Consider the following 18176-nt stretch of genomic DNA (forward strand, 5'->3'; position numbering starts at 1 on the left):
CGGCGGGTCCCTGTGATGGTCAGTTGCAGGCTATCGCTCAGCCCTTGGTGGAAAAACGATACCCGGTGCCGCGTACCGTCTGCACCAGATTTTCGTAGGCCTCGCCCAGCGCCTTGCGCAGGCGGCGTATGTGCACGTCCACGGTGCGCTCTTCCACGTAGACGTTGCCGCCCCACACCTGGTCAAGCAACTGGCCGCGGGTGTAGGCGCGCTCCTGATGAGTCATGAAGAACTGCAGCAGGCGGTATTCGGTCGGGCCCATTTCGGCGGGCTTGCCGTCGATGGTCACGCGGTGGCTGATCGGGTCGAGCAGCAGGCCGCCCACTTCGATCGGCCCTTCGTTGTCGCCGGGGCCGGCACGGCGCAGCACGGCCTTGAGGCGGGCGACCAGCTCGCGGGGCGAGAAGGGCTTGGTGATGTAGTCGTCGGCGCCGACTTCCAGGCCCTGGATCTTGTTGTCCTCTTCGCCCTTGGCGGTGAGCATGATGATCGGAATGTCGCCGGTCAGCTCGTCACGCTTCAGGCGCCGCGCCAGCTCGATACCGCTGGTGCCGGGCAGCATCCAGTCGAGCAGAATCAGGTCGGGTTTGCGGTCGACGATGATGGCGTGGGCCTGGGCAGTGCTTTCCGCTTCCAGGCACTCGTAGCCGGCCATTTCCAGCGCCACCACGATCATTTCGCGGATCGGCGCTTCGTCATCGACGATCAGGATGTTCTTGCCAACCATGGGTTGAGCCTCTGTTCATTCAACTGTCATGCGGCGCATTAGATAACGGAATTATTGCAGTGATATGACAGCTGTGCGGCAGGCCTCCCGCGCGGCGCTCAGCGCAACGCGTAATCCAGCACGATGCCGACGAAGATCGCCAGCCCGGCCCAGTGGTTGTGCAGAAAGGCCCGGAAGCAGACCATCGGTTCGCGCTGGCGGGTCATGTGAAATTCCCAGGCGAAGCAGCCGGCGGCCACCAGCAGGCCGAGATGGAAGTACAGGCCCAGCTCGAAACGTGCACCGGCCAGCACCAGGCAGAGTAATGCCAGGCCCTGCAGGCCGAAGATGATCACCCGGTCGGCATCGCCAAAGAGGATGGCGGTGGATTTCACGCCGATCTTCAGGTCGTCCTCACGGTCGGCCATGGCGTAGTAGGTGTCGTAGGCGACGGTCCAGATCACGTTGGCCAGCAGCAGCAACCAAGCCGCTGCCGGCAGCTCGCCGGTCTCGGCGGTGAAGGCCATCGGCATGCCCCAGGAGAATGCCGTGCCGAGCACCACCTGGGGGTAATAGGTGTAGCGCTTCATGAACGGGTATAGCGCTGCCACGCCCAGAGCGCCGAACGACAGCCACACGGTGGTGGCGTTGGTCAGCAGCACCAGGGCGAAGCTCAGGGCGATCAGCACGGCGAAGAGGATCAGCGCCTCGCGCGCGGTGACCTTTCCGCTGGCCAGCGGGCGCGCTTTGGTGCGGCTGACGTGGCCGTCGAAGTTGCGGTCAGCGTAGTCGTTGATCACGCAGCCGGCGGCGCGCATCAGCACCACGCCAACCACGAAGATCACCAGGTTCTTGAGGCTCGGCACGCCCTCGGCGGCAATCCACAGCGCCCATAGCGTCGGCCACAGCAGCAGGTAGATGCCGATGGGTTTGTCCATACGCATCAGCTGCAGGAAATCCCAGGTGCGCGGATGCAGGCGATTGAGCGATTGCAGCATGCGGATGTACATCGGGCGGTTCTCCTGGCGCGGTGCGCGGATTATACGGCGGCGCGCCGGCCGCGGGTCAGCGGCTCGCCGCGGGCCAGAAAGCCGGCAGGAATACTTCGGCGACTAGCACGGCCAGCTGTTCGCGGCGAAAGCACGAACGCCGCGCCCACAAGCCGTCCTGCACGGCTTCTGCCGGTAGCCAGGCGCCTGGGTAGCGGCAGACCTGCAGTTCGCCGCGAGCAAAGGCCTGATCGCTGAACAGCAGCTCGCCCAGGGAGCGGCTGCCCAGTTGCTGAAGGTCCAGGCCCGAGCCTTCCAGCACCTGCCGGGCAGCCACGCTGCGGGCGAACACCCAGGGTTGGCCGTTGCCGCGCAGGTACACCTCGCGCACCCAGCCCATGCTGCCTGGTGGTACGTCCAGTGCTGTGCACTCGTCGTCACGCATACTCAGCCAGCCTTCGCGCAGTGGCGTGACGCTGAAGCTGCCAGCGGAGAGTGCGGTCAGTCGGCGGGTCAGGGAGTCTTGGTTGAATAGCCAATCGCGCACCGAGCTGGCCGCTGCGGGCGATAGCTGGTCGGCGCTCAGCCAATGAGGGGTGGGGGAGGCGAGTGACACGGCTTGGATTCGTTGTGGGCTATGGGCGCGAGTCTACCACGGCGTCTGTGGGGCAGCGCTGGCCGGCCTGCTCACGACCAGCCTTCAAGGCGCATGGTCGCGCGCACCAGGCGCTGCTCTTCCTGTTCGATCTCCTGCAGGTTGTCGCGGATGCTGTGGATATGGTCGCGCGCGGCGCGCTGGGCCTGTTCCGGCAGGCGTTCGATCACCGCGTGATACAACCGTGAGTGCTGGCGGTCGATCTGCCGTTTCTGCGCCGGGCGGTGATAGAGGTTGTTCACCGAGGCGAACACGGTGCTGAGCATCAGGTCGGTGAGCGATTGCAGGGTGTGTACCAGCACCGGGTTGTGCGAGGCCTCGCAGATCGCCAGGTGAAAAGCGTGATCGCGGCGCGCATGTTCGCGCGGGTCGACTGGGTTCTCCTGGGCATGGGCCGCCAGCATCTCCTCGTAACGCCGGGTCAGCAGCACGAAGTCCGCATCGGTACCGCGCAGCGCCGCCAGGCGCGCCGACTCGCCTTCGAGCAGGCCGCGCACCTCCAGTAGGTCGTACAGGGTACGCGGCTGTGAGCCGAACAAATGCATCAGCGGGCTGGCATCGCGCTCGCCGCTGAGCTTGGCCACCCGTGAATCACGGCCCTGGGCCGTCTCGATGATGCCGCGCCCACGCAGCACTTTGAGCCCCTCGCGCAATGCCGAGCGAGAGATGCCCAGCTTCTCGCACAGACGTCTTTCCGAGGGGAGCGGCTGGCCCACTTTGAGTACGCCATCGACGATTAGCCGTTCGATGCGCTCGGCCACCACGTCGCTGACCTGGCGGCGTGGAGTGTTCAGGTTGATATCCAAATCAGGCCTCCAGCAACTGGTCGTACCAGTTGGCTATCACTTTTTATAAAGAGTGGCATTCATGTTCAAGGCCTTTGAGGATAGGCCGTCCGAGCCAATACGCCTGAAAGCCAGGCGAAAGAAACTGGTCCTACCAGCTTATCGGTTAATGGACACCTGGCGCCGAGGCGCCTAAACCTGCAACCCAGGTCGTGGCATGACCACCAATAACAACAACGTCCAAGATTGAGCCTGCCATGAGCATTCTGTACGACGAGCGCGTCGACGGCGCGCTACCCGAGGTCGACAAGACCGCCCTGCTGGCCGAGTTGCGCCAGCGCCTTCCCGACCTCGACATCCTGCACACCGAGGAAGACCTCAAGCCTTACGAGTGCGATGGCCTGTCCGCCTACCGCAGCACGCCCATGCTGGTGGTGCTGCCCGAGCGTATCGAGCAGGTGCAGCAGTTGCTCAAGCTCTGCCACGCCCGTGGCGTGCCGGTTGTGGCGCGCGGCGCCGGCACGGGGTTGTCCGGCGGTGCGCTGCCGCTGGAGAAAGGCATCCTGCTGGTGATGGCGCGCTTCAACCAGATTCTCGAGATCAACCGCGAGGCCCGTTATGCCCGGGTGCAGCCCGGTGTGCGCAACCTGGCGATTTCCCAGGCTGCGGCGCCCTTCGACCTGTATTACGCTCCCGACCCGTCCTCGCAGATCGCCTGCTCCATCGGTGGCAACGTCGCCGAAAACGCCGGCGGCGTGCACTGCCTGAAATACGGCCTGACCTTGCACAACCTGCTCAAGGTGGACATCCTCACCGTCGAAGGCGAGTTCATGACCCTCGGTAGCGACGCCCTGGACGCCCCCGGCTTCGACCTGCTGGCGCTGTTCACCGGCTCCGAAGGCATGCTCGGTATTGTCACGGAGGTGACGGTCAAGCTGCTGCCCAAGCCGCAGGTGGCCAAGGTGCTGCTGGCCGCCTTCGACTCGGTGGAAAAGGCCGGTCGCGCCGTGGGCGACATCATTGCCGCCGGCATCATCCCCGGCGGCCTGGAGATGATGGACAACCTCGCCATTCGCGCCGCCGAAGATTTCATTCACGCCGGTTACCCGGTGGAGGCCGAAGCCATCCTGCTCTGCGAACTGGATGGCGTGGAGGCCGACGTCGCCGACGACTGCGAGCGCGTCCGTGAGGTGCTGGAGAAAGCCGGCGCCACCGAAGTGCGCCTGGCTCGCGACGAGGCCGAGCGGGTGAAATTCTGGGCCGGGCGCAAGAACGCCTTCCCCGCAGTCGGGCGCATCTCACCGGATTACTACTGCATGGACGGCACCATCCCGCGTCGCGAGCTACCCGGCGTGCTACGCGGCATCGCCGAGCTGTCCGAGGAATACGGCCTGCGCGTGGCCAATGTGTTCCATGCCGGCGACGGCAACATGCACCCGCTGATCCTCTTCGATGCCAACGTACCCGGCGAGCTGGAGCGCGCCGAGGCCATCGGCGGCAAGATCCTCGAACTCTGCGTCAAGGTCGGCGGCAGCATCACCGGCGAGCACGGCGTCGGCCGCGAGAAGATCAACCAGATGTGCGCGCAGTTCAACAGCGACGAGATCACCCTGTTCCACGCGGTGAAGGCGGCGTTCGACCCCAGCGGCCTACTCAACCCGGGCAAGAACATCCCCACCCTGCACCGCTGCGCCGAGTTCGGCGCCATGCACGTGCACCACGGCCAACTGCCCTTCCCGGAACTGGAGCGTTTCTGATGTCGCAAGATTTCGACGCCAGCGCCGCACTGCTGGAACAGGTCAACCACGCGCTGAACAGCGCCACTCCGCTGCGCATCCAGGGCAGCGGCAGCAAGGCTCATCTGGGCCGCGCCACCAGCGGCGAGGTGCTCGATACCCGTCAGCATCGTGGCATCGTCAGCTACGACCCCACCGAGCTGGTGCTCAGCGCCCGCGCCGGCACGCCGCTGGCCGAGATCGAGGCTGCACTGGAGGCCAATAACCAGATGCTGCCGTGCGAGCCGCCGCACCTGGGCGAGGGCGCCACATTGGGCGGCATGGTCGCTGCGGGGTTGTCCGGCCCGCGCCGGCCCTGGGCCGGTTCGGTGCGCGACCAAGTCCTCGGCACCCGCGTGATCACCGGTCAGGGCAAGCTGCTGCGTTTCGGCGGCGAGGTGATGAAGAACGTCGCCGGCTACGACCTGTCGCGCCTGATGGCTGGCAGCTTCGGTTGCCTCGGCCTGCTCACCGAGGTGTCGATCAAGGTGCTGCCCAAGCCGCGCCAGGTGCTCAGCTTGCGCCTGGAAGTGGACGCCCTGCATGCACTGAACAAGCTCGCCGAATGGGGCCAGCAGCCGCTGCCGATCAGCGCCGCCAGCCATGACGGTGCCGCGCTGCATTTGCGCCTGGAAGGGGGCGAAGGCTCGGTGCAGGCCGCGCGCCAGCGCCTCGGAGGCGAAGAGATCGACAACGGCTACTGGCATGAGCTACGCGAACAGCGCCTGCCGTTCTTCACCGCCAGCGGCACCCTCTGGCGCCTGTCGCTGCCGGCCAATAGCGGCCTGCTCGATCTGCCTGGCCAGCAGTTGATCGACTGGGGCGGCGCGCAGCGCTGGTTGAAGACCGATGCCGATGGCGAGCTGATCCAGCGCGTGGCGGCCAAGCTCGGCGGCCATGCTACCTGCTTCGACGCCGGTCACGTTCAGCCCTTCCAACCGCTGGTGGCACCGCTGCTGCGCTACCAGCGCCAGTTGAAGAACCAGCTCGACCCCCAGGGCATCTTCAACCCTGGCCGCATGTACGCCGAGGTATAAGACGTGCAGACCAATTTGAGTGAACAGGCCAAACGCCTACCGCGCGCCGAGGAAGCCGAACGCATCCTGCGCTCCTGCGTGCATTGCGGCTTCTGCAACGCCACCTGCCCGACCTATCAGCTACTCGGCGACGAGCTGGACGGCCCGCGCGGGCGCATCTATCTGATCAAGCAGATGCTCGAAGGCAATGAAGTCACGGCCAAGACCCAGCAGCATCTGGATCGCTGCCTGACCTGCCGCAACTGCGAAACCACCTGCCCATCCGGCGTGCAATACCACAACCTGCTGGATATTGGCCGCGAAGTGGCCGAGCAAGCGGTGCCACGGCCGCTGAATGAACGCCTGTTGCGCCAGGGCCTGCGCGCCGTGGTACCGCGACCAGCGCTATTCAAGACGCTGACCCAGGCCGGTCTGGCCCTGCGTCCGCTGCTGCCGGCCGCGCTCAAAGCCAAGCTGCCGCGCGAGATTCGCCCGGCCAAACCGCGACCGACCGAGCAACATGCGCGCCGCGTGCTGATGCTCGAAGGCTGTGTGCAGCCGGGGCTGTCGCCCAATACCAATGCTGCCACCGCACGCGTGCTGGATCGCCTCGGCATCAGCGTCACGCCGATCCACGAAGCCGGCTGCTGCGGCGCTGTGGACTATCACCTCAACGCCCAGGAAGCAGGGCTGCAACGCGCCCGACAGAACATCGACGCCTGGTGGCCTGTAATCGAAGCCGGTGCCGAAGCCATCGTGCAGACCGCCAGCGGCTGTGGTGCCTTCGTCAAGGACTATGGTCACCTGCTCGCCAGCGACCCGGCCTACGCGGCCAAGGCGGCGCGGGTCAGCGCCCTGGCCAAGGATCTGGTCGAGGTGCTGCAGGGCGAGGCGCTGGAACAGTTGCAGGTACGTGCCGAACAACGCCTGGCCTTCCATTGCCCCTGCACCCTGCAGCATGCGCAGAAGCTCGGCGGCGCGGTTGAAGGCGTACTGACGCGCCTCGGCTTCGGCCTGACAGCGGTGCCGGACGGCCACCTCTGCTGCGGCTCGGCCGGCACCTATTCGCTGACCCAGCCCGAGCTGTCGCGGCAGCTGCGTGACAACAAGTTGAAGGCTCTGGAAAGCGGCAAGCCCGACGCCATCGTCACCGCCAACATCGGCTGCCAGACCCACCTGGACGGCGCCGGCCGGACGCCGGTTAGGCACTGGATCGAGATCGTCGAAGAGGCAATGAGCTGACCATCACAGCAAACGTAGCCCGGATGAAATCCGACACCGTAAACCCCGGATTGCATCCGGGCTACGCGACCAACCGTAGGGTGGATCACGCTTCACCGATCCACCAAAGCGGTGGATGTAAAAAGCGACATCCACCCTACAACTGAACCCTCGGGAGAGGGGATAAAGCCACGAATACGAGGTATGCCATGCACCACAAAGCCGTACTCAGCCAGAACGAAGTCGCCCAGATCCTCCAGGCGGCCCGCAGCGAAGCGCAGCAACAGGGCTGGGCCGTGGCCATCGCCGTGGTCGATGACGGCGGCCACCCACTGGCCCTGGAACGTCTCGACGGTTGCGCGCCGATCGGTGCCTACATCGCTACCGAGAAGGCTCGCAGCGCCGCCATCGGTCGCCGCGAAACCAAGGGCTACGAGAACATGGTCAACGGCGGTCGCAGCGCCTTCCTCAGCGCACCGCTGGTGACGTCATTGGAAGGTGGCGTGCCGGTGCTGGTAGATGGCCAGGTGGTCGGTGCCGTCGGTGTATCCGGGGTCAAGGCCGAACAGGATGCGCAGGTGGCCAAGGCGGGGATAGCAGCGCTGTAAAGACTGACGACAGCCTGTAGGAGCCGCGCCTCGCGGCGAACAAAACATCAAGCGCTTCGCCCCGGGGCGGGGCTCCTACAACAGATTGATTGACCAGCGCCGCCATGGGCGGCTGCAGACAGGAGAACAGGAAAATGACCGAACGCGTGCAATGTCAGCGCCTGCAGGTAGCCGCCGAGCTCAAGCAGTTCATCGAAAGCGAAGTGCTGCCCGACAGCGGTATCGAGGCCAGCGCCTTCTGGAGCGGCTTCGACGCGCTGGTGCATGACCTGGCGCCGCGCAACCGCGCCCTGCTGGCCGAGCGTGACCGCCTGCAGAGCGAGCTGGATGCCTGGCACCGCGCCAACCCCGGGCCGATCCGCGACATGAACGCTTACCGCACCTTCCTCGGCTCCATCGGCTATCTGCTGCCGCAGCCGCAGACCGTCAAGGCGAGCACTTCTAACGTCGACAGTGAAATCACCAGCCAGGCTGGCCCGCAGCTGGTGGTGCCGGTGATGAACGCGCGTTACGCGCTGAACGCCGCCAACGCCCGCTGGGGCTCGCTGTACGACGCCCTGTACGGCACCGATGCGATCAGCGAGGAAGGCGGCGCCAGCAAGGGGCCGGGCTATAACGAGGTGCGCGGCGCCAGGGTAATCGCCTTCGCCCGCGCCTTCCTCGACCAGGCCGCGCCCTTGGCGAAAGGCTCCCACGCCGAGGCCAGTGCATACGCCGTGGTCGCCGGTCAGTTGCAGGTGACCCTGAGCAGCGGTGCACAGACCAGCCTGGCGCAGCCGGAAAAATTCATCGGCTATCAGGGTGAGGCTGCCACGCCGAGCGCCGTGCTGCTGAAGAACAACGGCATGCACCTCGAAATCCAGATCGACGCCAGCAGCCCCATTGGCCGCACCGACGCCGCCGGTGTGAAGGACGTGCTGATGGAAGCGGCGCTGTCTACCATCATGGACTGCGAGGACTCGGTGGCCGCCGTCGACGCCGCCGACAAGGTGCTGATCTACCGCAACTGGCTGGGCCTGATGAAGGGCGATCTGGCCGAGGAGCTGGACAAGGGTGGCAAGCGTATCACCCGCCGCCTCAACCCGGATCGCGTTTACACCGCCGCCGATGGTAGTGAACTGACCCTGCACGGTCGTTCGCTGCTGTTCGTGCGCAATGTCGGCCACCTGATGAGCAACCCGGCGATTCTCGATGGCGAAGGCCATGAGATTCCCGAAGGCATCCTCGATGCGGTGGTCACCAGCCTGGTCGCCCTGTACGACCTCAAGCGCCGCGGCAACTCGCGCACCGGCAGCGTCTATATCGTCAAGCCGAAGATGCATGGCCCGGCCGAGGTGGCCTTCGCCGACGAGCTGTTCGGCCGCGTCGAGCAGTTGCTGGGCATGCCGGCCAATACCCTGAAAATGGGCATCATGGACGAGGAACGGCGCACCAGCGTCAACCTCAAGGCCTGCATCGAGGCCGCCAGCGCGCGGGTGGCCTTCATCAATACCGGCTTTCTCGACCGCACCGGCGACGAGATGCACACGGCCATGGAAGCCGGCGCCATGCTGCGCAAGGGCGACATGAAGTCCAGCGCCTGGATCCAGGCCTACGAGCGCAATAACGTGCTGGTCGGCCTGGCCTGCGGGCTACGCGGCAAGGCGCAGATCGGCAAGGGCATGTGGGCCATGCCGGATCTGATGGCGGCCATGCTCGAACAGAAGATCGGCCACCCGAAAGCCGGCGCCAACACCGCCTGGGTGCCGTCGCCGACCGCCGCCGTGCTGCACGCCCTGCACTACCACCAGGTCGACGTGCAGGCGGTGCAGAGCGAGCTGGAGCTGATCGACCTGGCCAGTCAGCGCGACAGCCTGCTGAACGATCTGCTCAGCGTGCCGGTCAGCGCCGAGCGCCCCTGGAGCGCCGAAGACATCCAGCAGGAGCTGGACAACAACTGCCAGGGCATCCTCGGTTACGTGGTGCGCTGGGTCGAGCAGGGCGTCGGCTGCTCCAAGGTGCCGGACATCCACAACGTCGGCCTGATGGAAGACCGCGCCACCCTGCGCATCTCGGCCCAGCACATCGCCAACTGGCTGCACCACGGCGTGGTCAGCGAAACCCAGGTGCGCGAAACGCTGCAGCGCATGGCCCAGGTGGTCGACGGTCAGAACGCCGGCGATCCGGCCTACTGGCCGATGGCACCGAATTTCGAGCAGTCCCATGCCTTCCGCGCTGCCAGCGAGCTGGTGTTAAAGGGCCGCGAGCAGCCATCCGGTTATACCGAGCCGCTGCTGCACGTCTGGCGGCTGCGCTTCAAAGAGGAGGTTTGAACGACTGTGAGAGGGCTTCAGCCGTGAGCTGTTTGTAGTTTGCTTGTCGCGGCTAAAGCGTAATGCCGCCCAGCCGCTCCCATAAAAGCAACTCACAACCGTGGACTAACTCCACGGAGCAGTACCAAGCCCTGACGGTTGCTGACCGTCGGGGCTTTCGGGCATGAGCGCGGCGCTGGGGATCCCAGCCGTCGCGGCTCACGGAAAGGTCGGTGCCGTGGCACCCGGCCCTTTCAGATGCATGGCGCCGGGTTATCCCCCGGAAACTGTGGTTCACAAGAACAAGAAGGAACCAACCCATGAGTCAAACGCTGCTGTCCATCCTGGCCTTCGTGCCGCTGGTGCTGGCGGGTGTGCTGCTGATCGGCTTTCGCTGGCCGGCCAAGTACGCGATGCCGCTGGTGTTCGTCCTCACCGCCCTGATCGGTCTGCTGGCCTGGGACATGACCCTCAACCGGGTCATTGCCTCCAGCTTGCAGGGGCTGATACTCACCGCCGCAATCCTGTGGATCATCTTCGGCGCCATCCTGCTGCTCAATACCCTCAAGCACTCCGGTGGCATCGCCGCGATTCGCCGGGGCTTCTCCAATATCAGCCCGGACCGCCGGGTGCAGGCGCTGATCGTCGCCTGGCTGTTCGGCTGCTTCATCGAAGGCGCCTCCGGGTTCGGCACGCCGGCTGCGGTGGCTGCGCCCTTGCTGGTGGCCCTGGGCTTCCCGGCGCTGGCCGCCGTGGTGCTGGGGATGATGGTGCAATCCACGCCGGTTTCGTTCGGTGCGGTGGGCACGCCGATTCTGGTGGGCGTCGGTTCCGGCCTGGACAAGACCGGCATCACCGAGCAACTGGTGGCCAATGGCAGCACCTGGGAAGCCTTCTTCCACCTGATCTATTCGCGCGTGGCCATCACCCACGGCCTGATCGGCCTGCTGATGCCGCTGATCATGGTGATGATCATGACGCGCTTCTTCGGCAAGAATCAGAGCTGGAAGGAAGGCCTGGCCATCGCGCCGTTCGCCATCTTCACCGCTTTCGCCTTCTCCCTGCCGTACATGGCTGCCGGCGTATTCCTCGGCCCGGAATTTCCTTCGATGATCGGCGCCCTGGTCGGCCTGGCCATCGTGGTACCGGCGGCCAAAGCCGGTTTCCTGTTGCCCAAGGACACCTGGGACTTCGCCGATGCCAAGGAGTGGCCGGCCGAGTGGATGGGCAAGATCGAGATGAAGCTCGATGAGGTGGCTGGCAAGGCGCCGATCTCGGTACCCATGGCCTGGGCGCCGTACCTGCTACTGGCAGTCTTCCTGGTCATCTCGCGTACCTTCCCCGAAGTGAAAGCGGCACTGATGAGCTTTACCTTTGGCTGGAAGGACATCCTCGGTGAGGCCGGCGTGTCCGGCACCATCGAGCCGCTGTACCTGCCGGGCGGCATCCTGTGCATGGTGGTGCTGGTGACTTTCTTCCTGCATCGCATGCGCTTGCCCGAACTCAAGGCGGCGGTGGGCGAGTCGAGCAAGACCCTGCTCGGCGCCGGCTTCGTGCTGATCTTCACCATCCCCATGGTGCGCATCCTGATCAACTCCGGGGTCAACGGCAGCGACCTGGTGTCGATGCCGGTGGCCATGGCGCAGCTGGTGGCCGACAGCGTTGGTGGCGTGTATCCGTTCTTTGCCCCGGCCGTGGGCGCACTGGGCGCCTTTATCGCCGGCTCCAACACGGTCTCCAACCTGATGCTGTCGCAGTTCCAGCTCAATGCTGCCGAGCTGATCGGCGTGTCCGGAGCCATGATGGTGGCGGTGCAATCGGTTGGCGCGGCGGCGGGCAACATGATCGCCATCCACAATGTGGTGGCCGCCTCGGCCACGGTCGGTCTGCTCGGGCGTGAAGGCATCACCTTGCGCAAGACCATTCTGCCTACCCTGTATTACTTGACCGCCGCCGGCGTGATCGCCCTGGTGGCGATGTATGGCATGGCGCTGAGCGATCCGCTGATGGCCGCTCGCTGAACCCCGACGCGACCGGCTATCGCAGGGCTCGTTGCTGAGGTCACCGGCCGGCGGCGTTTGCCGCTGGCCGGCTTGGCGCATCCGTGCAATTGCGGTAGCGTGCCCGCGCAATAACCGTGACTAGCGCCGGAGAGCCTGTATGAAGAAGTGGCAATGTGTGGTCTGCGGACTGATCTATGACGAACGCGAAGGCTGGCCCGATGACGGCATCGCCCCCGGCACCCGCTGGGAAGATGTGCCGGATGACTGGCTGTGCCCGGATTGCGGTGTGGGCAAGATGGATTTCGAGATGATCGAAATCAACTGAGTGGGCAGCACCGCCCATCGAGCGTCGTAACAGGAGCAAACAATGAGTGATCCCGTCGTCATCATCGGCACCGGCCTGGCCGGCTACAACCTGGCCCGCGAGTTTCGCAAGCTGGACAGCGAAACGCCGCTGCTGCTGATCACCGCCGACGACGGGCGCTCGTATTCCAAGCCGATGCTGTCCACCGGCTTCGGCAAGAACAAGGACGCCGACGGCCTGAGCATGGCCGAGCCAGGTGCCATGGCCGAGCAGCTCAATGCCCAGGTGTGGACGCATACGCGGGTGACCGGGATCGATCCGGGCGATCGCCGCCTGTGGATCGGCGAGGAGGCGGTGGCCTACCGCGACCTGGTGCTGGCCTGGGGCGCCGAGGTGCTCAGCGTGCCTATCGAGGGCGACGCGGCGGATCAGCTGTTCACGGTCAATGACCTGCAGGGCTATGGGCGGTTTCGCCAGGCCGTCGAGGGCAAGCGCAAGGTGCTGATTCTCGGCGCCGGGCTGATTGGTTGTGAATTCGCCAACGATCTGTCCCTGGGCGGCTATGAGGTCGATCTGGTGGCGCCCTGCGAGCAGCTGATGCCTGCCTTGCTGCCGGCCGAAGCCGCCGCCGCGGTGCAAAGTGGCCTCGAAGCACTGGGCGTGCGCTTTCACCTCGGGCCGGTGGTCAGTCGCCTGCAGCACGCGGCCAGTGGGCTCGAAGCGCATCTATCCGATGGCCGCACTATTGCCTGCGATGCAGTGATCTCCGCCGTCGGCCTGCGCCCGCGTACCGAGCTCGCCGCCGCCGCTGGCCTGGCGGTGAACCGTGGCATCGTGGTCGACCGTCTGCTGCGTACGTCCCACGAGCATATCTACGCCCTGGGCGATTGCGCCGAGGTCGACGGCCTCAACCTGCTCTACGTCATGCCGCTGATGGCCTGTGCCCGGGCGCTGGCCAAGACCCTGGGCGGCGCGCCGAGCGAGGTGGCCTACGGCGCCATGCCGGTCACCGTGAAGACCCCGGCCTGCCCGCTGGTGGTGTCACCGCCTCCACGCGGCAGCCAGGGCAAGTGGACGGTCGAAGGCAGCGGCGCCGATATCCGCGCGCTGTGCCACGACGCCAGCGGCGCGCTGCTCGGTTATGCGCTGACCGGCTCCGCGGTGCAGGAACGGCTGGCACTCAACCGTGAGCTCCCAGCGCTGCTGGCGTAGCGATCTGCCATCCATTCGACAAAAATGGCCGATTTAGCCTGGTGCGGGGCTGGCGAAGGCCCCCAGAGCGTGCCATTCTCACCAGGCCTGGCCGCAGCGTAGAGCTGTCGGCGCGCATCGGCGCCAGGGCGCGGAACACAACAACAACAAACCGTAAATGAGGCAATCATGCGTAAACCGGAACTCGCCGCCGCTATCGCGGAAAAAGCTGATCTGACCAAGGATCAGGCCAATCGTGTACTCAACGCCGTTCTCGAAGAAATCACTGGGGCATTGAACCGCAAGGACAGCGTCACGCTGGTCGGCTTCGGCACCTTCGTGCAGCGCCACCGCGGCGCCCGTACCGGCAAAAACCCGCAGACCGGTCAGCCGGTGAAGATCAAGGCCAGCAACACCGTTGCCTTCAAACCGGGCAAGGCCCTCAAGGACTCGATCAACTGAGTCTGCGGGTCTGCTGAGATTTCCGCCCGGCCGCGGCGTTGAAGTCTCAGCAGACCTTCATCCCTCGCCAGCACGTCCGGCGCACCCAGCTGTCAGGCGTCGGACGGGTCGCTACAATGCGTGGCTCTCCTACCTCTGCGAACAGGCCATGCCATGAAATTTCGTTTTCTTCTGTGGATGCTCGGCCGTCTGATGGCCAAGGCCAGCCGCGACAATCCGGCGTTCCGCCAGCAGCTCGAAGGCCGTGACCTGGTATTCCAGCTGCACACCCTGGACGGCAAGATCGCCCGTCACTTCATCGTTGAGAATCAGCGCATCACCAGCAAGCGCGGCGCAGCCAATGCGTCGGCTTTCGCCATCGGCTTCAAGGATGCTGCTTACGGCTACGCCACGCTGACCGCCCAGAACAAGCAGCTGGCGTTCATGCAGGGCATTCAGAACAAGGACATCCAGATTCAGGGCAACCCTGCGCTGGTGATCTGGTTCCAGGGCCTGACCAAGTACCTGCGCCCGAAAAAGCGCTCGGCCGACAAGAAAGCCGCCTGAAAAAACGCCACGGCCCGCGTTAAATGCGGGCCGTGGCGCAGCAGGCGTGAATCAGTTCTGCGGAAATTGCGCGGCGAGATCGCGCAGGGCGACTTCGGCAGCCAGCACCTTGTTGAGCGCTTCTTCGGCTTTTTCCCAGGTGATACCCAGGTTGTCCAGCAGGCTCTGCGGGATCTCGCGCGTCGGGCCGTTGCCGATGCCGTGGTTGTGCAGCAGGCTGACCGCCAGGTAGACGAGGTTCGGATAGGTGGCGTGGTTACCGGTGTAGGTCGGGTCGTGCTGGAAGCGCAGGGCCACGGCGAGCTCTTCGGGCATGTCCCAGTAACGCATCAGCCAGGAACCGATCTGTTCGCGGCTGATGCCCAGCAGGTGCTGCTCGATGTAGCTGTGCGGCAGGTGCGGGTTGACCTCCAGATGACGGCAGATCAGTGAGAAGTGCGGCGGGAACACGTGGGCCAGCACCAGGTTGCCAAAGTTGTGCAGCAGGCCGGCCAGGTAGGTAAGGCCGGCTTCCGGGCGCTGGGCGCGGGGCATGGCACGGGTCAGACCCTCGATGACGGCGGCGGTGTAGATCGCCTGCTGCCAGTAGGGCGTGGCCTGCTGCGGCTGGTCCTTGGGCAGGCTGAGGGTTTTGCCCAGGGCCAGGCCGAGGGCCAGATTGACCACCAGATCGAAGCCCAGCACGCGCACGATGGCATCTTCGACCGAGCGGATTTTACCGGGCGCGGCGTAATAGGGCGAAGCGGCCCAGCTCACCACCTGAGCGGCCAACGCCGGGTCGGTTTCCACCACACCGGTGATGTCGTCGACCGTAGCATTGGGGTCGACTCGCAGCTTGATGATCTTCTGCGCGGTTTCCGCCAGTGGCGGAATCTCGATGGTTTCTTCCAGGCGCTGCTGGATGCGCCGCGCGGTAAAGGCCTGCACCGCGTGGCTGATCTCTTGGCGGTCGTCTTCAGGACGGCTGAAGTTGGGCCGCACCTTGCTTGCCGGCTCGCCGAAACGGGCGGCGCTGGCCTTGGTCAGCAGCCCCTTGAAGGCTTCAGTGCCGAACTCCAGCAGCACGCCGGCCTGGCCGGACTGGATGTACAGGCTCGGCACATCGAGCAGGCGCTCGTCATACAGGCAGGGCGAGCTGGTCAGGGCAGGAATGCCCGGCAGCAGGGCCAGGTCATGCTTGCCCAGCATGCGATTGAGGCGCTCGGGCTTCACTGCCGTGAGCTTGCGGCCGGTCAATTCGGCCAGACGGTTGAGGTCGAGCAGCTGATTTTGCGGGAACAGCACCAGCAGGGCACCCACGGTGTCTTCGAGCAGCACGGTCTGCACACGCTGTGCAGCCGGGATGCCGGGTTGGTCGTGGCGAGCCTGATAAGTCAAACCGAGTTTCTCCAGCAGCTGACGGATTACATGGGGCGGTTGGGGTGATGTGTCGGCAATGGCTAATTCAGTCATGACCTATTCCGTCTTCGAGGGGAGCGCAATGTCCCAAGTATAACCAGCAAGCTGACTAGGCGAGCGTTCAAGTCGACCATCGTCATGTGTCCACTCACACTTGCCCATATTGTTGTCCGTGGCGCAGCCAGCGTTCGAGCAGTGGGCTGACGTGTTGTGGCCATTGCTCCTGCAAGGCCTGGGCGGCGTCGCGTACCGCCGGCAGCAGGTCGGCGTCACGCATCAGGTCAGCTACCTTGAACTGCAGCAGACCAGTTTGTCGAGTGCCGAGCATTTCCCCGGGGCCGCGCAACTCCAGATCCTTCTCCGCAATGACGAAGCCGTCACAGGTTTCACGCATGATGCCCAACCGTTCACGGCCGATCTGCGAAAGTGGCGGGTGGTAGAGCAGCACGCAGTGGCTGGCGGCGCTGCCCCGGCCTACCCGCCCGCGCAACTGGTGCAGCTGTGCCAGGCCGAGGCGTTCGGGGTTCTCGATGATCATCAGGCTGGCGTTCGGCACGTCGACGCCCACTTCGATCACCGTGGTGGCCACCAGCAACTGTAGGTGGCCCTGCTTGAACTGATCCATCACCGCCGCTTTCTCGGCCGGCTTCATGCGCCCGTGGATCAACCCGACCTGCTGGCCGACCAAAGCAGCGGCCAGATCCTCGTAGGTGGTCTGCGCGGCCTGGCAGGTCAGCTCCTCGGATTCCTCGATCAGCGTGCACACCCAATACGCCTGGCGGCCTTCGTTGCAGGCCGAGCGCACGCGCTCGACCACTTCGAAACGGCGGCTGTCGGCGACCAGCACGGTGTTTACGGGCGTGCGGCCGGGCGGCAGTTCGTCGAGGATCGAGGTATCCAGGTCGGCGTAGGCGCTCATCGCCAGGGTGCGCGGGATCGGTGTGGCGGTCATGATCAGCTGGTGCGGACTGAGCCGACCGCCCACGCCTTTCTGGCGCAGGGCCAGGCGCTGCTGCACACCGAAGCGGTGCTGTTCGTCGATGATCGCCAGGGCTAGGTTGCGAAAGCGCACCTCGTCCTGGAACAGCGCGTGGGTGCCGACCACCATGGGCACGCCGGCGGCAATCTGCTCCAGGGCAGTGGCCCGCGCCTTGCCCTTGAGCTTGCCAGCCAGCCAGGCAGTTTCCAGGCCCAGGGGCTGTAGCCAGCGGGTGAAGTTGATGAAGTGCTGCTCGGCGAGAATTTCAGTCGGCGCCATCAGCGCTACCTGGTAACCGGCCTCTATGGCTTGCAGCGCTGCGAAGGCAGCGACCACCGTCTTGCCAGCGCCGACGTCGCCCTGCACCAAGCGCAGCATCGGCTTGTGCTGGCTGAGATCGTAGGCGATCTCAGCGCCGACGCGTTGCTGCGCACCGGTGGGCTTGAAACCGAGGTTGTCGAGAAACTGCTGGGGCAGGCGCTTGGCCACCGGCAGGCACGGCGCCTGCTGCACCCGGGCGCTTTCGCGCAGGCGCTGCATCGACAGCTGGTGGGTGAGCAATTCCTCGAAGGCCAGCCGGTGCTGGGCCCAGTGGCGGCCTTCGGCGAGTTCTTCGAGGTCAGCGTCCGGTGGCGGGCGGTGTAGGTAGCGAATCGCCTGATCCAGCGACGCCAGGTCGTACTCTTTGGCCAGCTCACGTGGCAGCCAGTCCGGCAGGCTGTGCGGGCCGAGGCGCGCCAGGGCCTGTTCGCTGAGCTGGCGCAGGCGCTGCTGGGTCAGGCCTTCGGTGGTTGGATAGATCGGCGTCAGGGTCTGTTCGACGGCTGGCGGCTCGTCACCGGTCAGCGCGCGGTACTCGGGATGATAGATTTCCAGGCCGGACGAGCCAGGTCGGATTTCCCCGTAGCAGCGCACCTGGGTGCCGCGCTTGAGGCCTTCCTTCTGGGCGTTGCTGAAGTGGTAGAAGCGCAGGCTCAGGGTGCCGCTACCGTCACTCAGGCGCACCAGCAGGCTGCGGCGCCGGCCCATCACCACATCGGCGCCGGCAACCGTGCCTTCGACCACCGCATCCTGACCGGGACGCAGCGCGCCGATGGGTATGATGCGGGTACGGTCCTGGTAGCGCAGCGGCAGGTGGAAGAGGATGTCCTGCAGGGTTTCCAGGCCGACCTTGGCGAGCTTTTCCGCCAGGGCCGCGCCGACGCCTTTGAGGTCGGTAACGGAAACCGTCGACAGCTCGCTCATCG

At 65.3% G+C, this 18176-nt stretch carries 16 protein-coding genes; 10 read left to right on the plus strand and 6 right to left on the minus strand.

Annotated elements, in window-relative coordinates; all coding sequences use genetic code 11:
• Positions 1 to 37: 37 nt before the first annotated feature.
• From phoB to glcC, 4 genes are all read right to left on the minus strand, one after another.
• On the minus strand, positions 38 to 727 hold the full coding sequence (phoB, locus tag PVA39_RS01910) for a phosphate regulon transcriptional regulator PhoB (protein WP_013789402.1): 690 nt from the start codon (positions 725 to 727) through the stop codon (positions 38 to 40).
• A gap of 98 nt (positions 728 to 825) precedes the next feature.
• A complete protein-coding gene (gene ubiA, locus PVA39_RS01915) occupies positions 826 to 1716 on the minus strand; it encodes a 4-hydroxybenzoate octaprenyltransferase (protein WP_274122556.1) in 891 nt (296 codons plus the stop codon).
• Between the two features lie 55 nt (positions 1717 to 1771).
• Positions 1772 to 2311, minus strand: coding sequence for a chorismate--pyruvate lyase family protein (locus PVA39_RS01920; protein WP_443200930.1), 540 nt, complete (start codon positions 2309 to 2311; stop codon positions 1772 to 1774).
• Between the two features lie 71 nt (positions 2312 to 2382).
• A complete protein-coding gene (glcC, locus tag PVA39_RS01925; protein ID WP_274123408.1) occupies positions 2383 to 3144 on the minus strand; it encodes a transcriptional regulator GlcC in 762 nt (253 codons plus the stop codon).
• Between the two features lie 248 nt (positions 3145 to 3392).
• On the opposite strand from glcC, the gene glcD reads away from it, so the two are divergent.
• The 10 genes from glcD to PVA39_RS01975 all read left to right on the plus strand — a co-directional run bounded on the left by glcD (position 3393) and on the right by PVA39_RS01975 (position 14552).
• Positions 3393 to 4892, plus strand: a complete 1500-nt coding sequence (gene glcD / locus PVA39_RS01930) for a glycolate oxidase subunit GlcD (protein WP_274122557.1) — start codon at positions 3393 to 3395, stop codon at positions 4890 to 4892.
• Positions 4892 to 5947, plus strand: coding sequence for a glycolate oxidase subunit GlcE (gene glcE / locus PVA39_RS01935; RefSeq protein WP_274122558.1), 1056 nt, complete (start codon positions 4892 to 4894; stop codon positions 5945 to 5947). The genes glcD and glcE overlap by 1 nt, the downstream gene beginning before the upstream one ends.
• Positions 5948 to 5950: 3 nt before the next feature.
• Positions 5951 to 7168: a glycolate oxidase subunit GlcF gene (gene glcF, locus PVA39_RS01940; RefSeq protein WP_274122559.1), complete on the plus strand. Its 1218-nt coding sequence runs from the start codon at positions 5951 to 5953 to the stop codon at positions 7166 to 7168.
• Positions 7169 to 7356: 188 nt separating this feature from the next.
• Complete coding sequence (locus PVA39_RS01945) at positions 7357 to 7755, plus strand: heme-binding protein (RefSeq protein WP_274122560.1); 399 nt, start codon at positions 7357 to 7359, stop codon at positions 7753 to 7755.
• Positions 7756 to 7889: 134 nt separating this feature from the next.
• Positions 7890 to 10067: a malate synthase G gene (locus tag PVA39_RS01950; RefSeq protein WP_274122561.1), complete on the plus strand. Its 2178-nt coding sequence runs from the start codon at positions 7890 to 7892 to the stop codon at positions 10065 to 10067.
• A gap of 299 nt (positions 10068 to 10366) precedes the next feature.
• Complete coding sequence (locus tag PVA39_RS01955) at positions 10367 to 12067, plus strand: L-lactate permease (RefSeq protein ID WP_274122562.1); 1701 nt, start codon at positions 10367 to 10369, stop codon at positions 12065 to 12067.
• A gap of 139 nt (positions 12068 to 12206) precedes the next feature.
• Complete coding sequence (locus tag PVA39_RS01960) at positions 12207 to 12374, plus strand: rubredoxin (RefSeq protein WP_093500578.1); 168 nt, start codon at positions 12207 to 12209, stop codon at positions 12372 to 12374.
• A gap of 42 nt (positions 12375 to 12416) precedes the next feature.
• Complete coding sequence (locus PVA39_RS01965) at positions 12417 to 13565, plus strand: FAD-dependent oxidoreductase (protein WP_274122563.1); 1149 nt, start codon at positions 12417 to 12419, stop codon at positions 13563 to 13565.
• Positions 13566 to 13733: 168 nt separating this feature from the next.
• Positions 13734 to 14006, plus strand: coding sequence for an HU family DNA-binding protein (locus PVA39_RS01970; protein ID WP_013789407.1), 273 nt, complete (start codon positions 13734 to 13736; stop codon positions 14004 to 14006).
• 153 nt (positions 14007 to 14159) lie between these two features.
• A complete protein-coding gene (locus tag PVA39_RS01975; protein WP_274122564.1) occupies positions 14160 to 14552 on the plus strand; it encodes a helicase in 393 nt (130 codons plus the stop codon).
• Positions 14553 to 14603: 51 nt separating this feature from the next.
• On the opposite strand, the gene PVA39_RS01980 is transcribed toward PVA39_RS01975, so the two are convergent.
• Together PVA39_RS01980 and recG are read right to left on the minus strand one after the other, a co-directional pair.
• Positions 14604 to 16004, minus strand: coding sequence for an aminoacyl-tRNA deacylase and HDOD domain-containing protein (locus PVA39_RS01980; RefSeq protein WP_093500572.1), 1401 nt, complete (start codon positions 16002 to 16004; stop codon positions 14604 to 14606).
• 94 nt (positions 16005 to 16098) lie between these two features.
• Positions 16099 to 18174 carry an ATP-dependent DNA helicase RecG gene (gene recG / locus PVA39_RS01985; RefSeq protein ID WP_274122565.1) on the minus strand — a complete coding sequence of 692 codons (2076 nt, stop codon included), beginning with the start codon at positions 18172 to 18174 and terminating at the stop codon, positions 16099 to 16101.
• Between the last annotated feature and the right edge of the window lie 2 nt (positions 18175 to 18176).

This window comes from Pseudomonas sp. CNPSo 3701 (assembly GCF_028674975.1).
In the GTDB taxonomy this organism is placed as follows: Bacteria; Pseudomonadota; Gammaproteobacteria; order Pseudomonadales; family Pseudomonadaceae; genus Aquipseudomonas; species Aquipseudomonas straminea.

Coding starts and splice junctions, on each gene's coding strand:
- PVA39_RS01945 (WP_274122560.1), top strand. CDS start 7,357: ATGCACCACAAAGCCGTACTCAGCCAGAACGAAGTCGCCCAGATCCTC.
- PVA39_RS01970 (WP_013789407.1), top strand. CDS start 13,734: ATGCGTAAACCGGAACTCGCCGCCGCTATCGCGGAAAAAGCTGATCTG.
- PVA39_RS01975 (WP_274122564.1), top strand. CDS start 14,160: ATGAAATTTCGTTTTCTTCTGTGGATGCTCGGCCGTCTGATGGCCAAG.
- PVA39_RS01950 (WP_274122561.1), top strand. CDS start 7,890: ATGACCGAACGCGTGCAATGTCAGCGCCTGCAGGTAGCCGCCGAGCTC.
- PVA39_RS01960 (WP_093500578.1), top strand. CDS start 12,207: ATGAAGAAGTGGCAATGTGTGGTCTGCGGACTGATCTATGACGAACGC.
- glcD (WP_274122557.1), top strand. CDS start 3,393: ATGAGCATTCTGTACGACGAGCGCGTCGACGGCGCGCTACCCGAGGTC.
- PVA39_RS01980 (WP_093500572.1), bottom strand. CDS start 16,004: ATGACTGAATTAGCCATTGCCGACACATCACCCCAACCGCCCCATGTA.
- recG (WP_274122565.1), bottom strand. CDS start 18,174: ATGAGCGAGCTGTCGACGGTTTCCGTTACCGACCTCAAAGGCGTCGGC.
- ubiA (WP_274122556.1), bottom strand. CDS start 1,716: ATGTACATCCGCATGCTGCAATCGCTCAATCGCCTGCATCCGCGCACC.
- glcE (WP_274122558.1), top strand. CDS start 4,892: ATGTCGCAAGATTTCGACGCCAGCGCCGCACTGCTGGAACAGGTCAAC.
- PVA39_RS01955 (WP_274122562.1), top strand. CDS start 10,367: ATGAGTCAAACGCTGCTGTCCATCCTGGCCTTCGTGCCGCTGGTGCTG.
- PVA39_RS01965 (WP_274122563.1), top strand. CDS start 12,417: ATGAGTGATCCCGTCGTCATCATCGGCACCGGCCTGGCCGGCTACAAC.
- phoB (WP_013789402.1), bottom strand. CDS start 727: ATGGTTGGCAAGAACATCCTGATCGTCGATGACGAAGCGCCGATCCGC.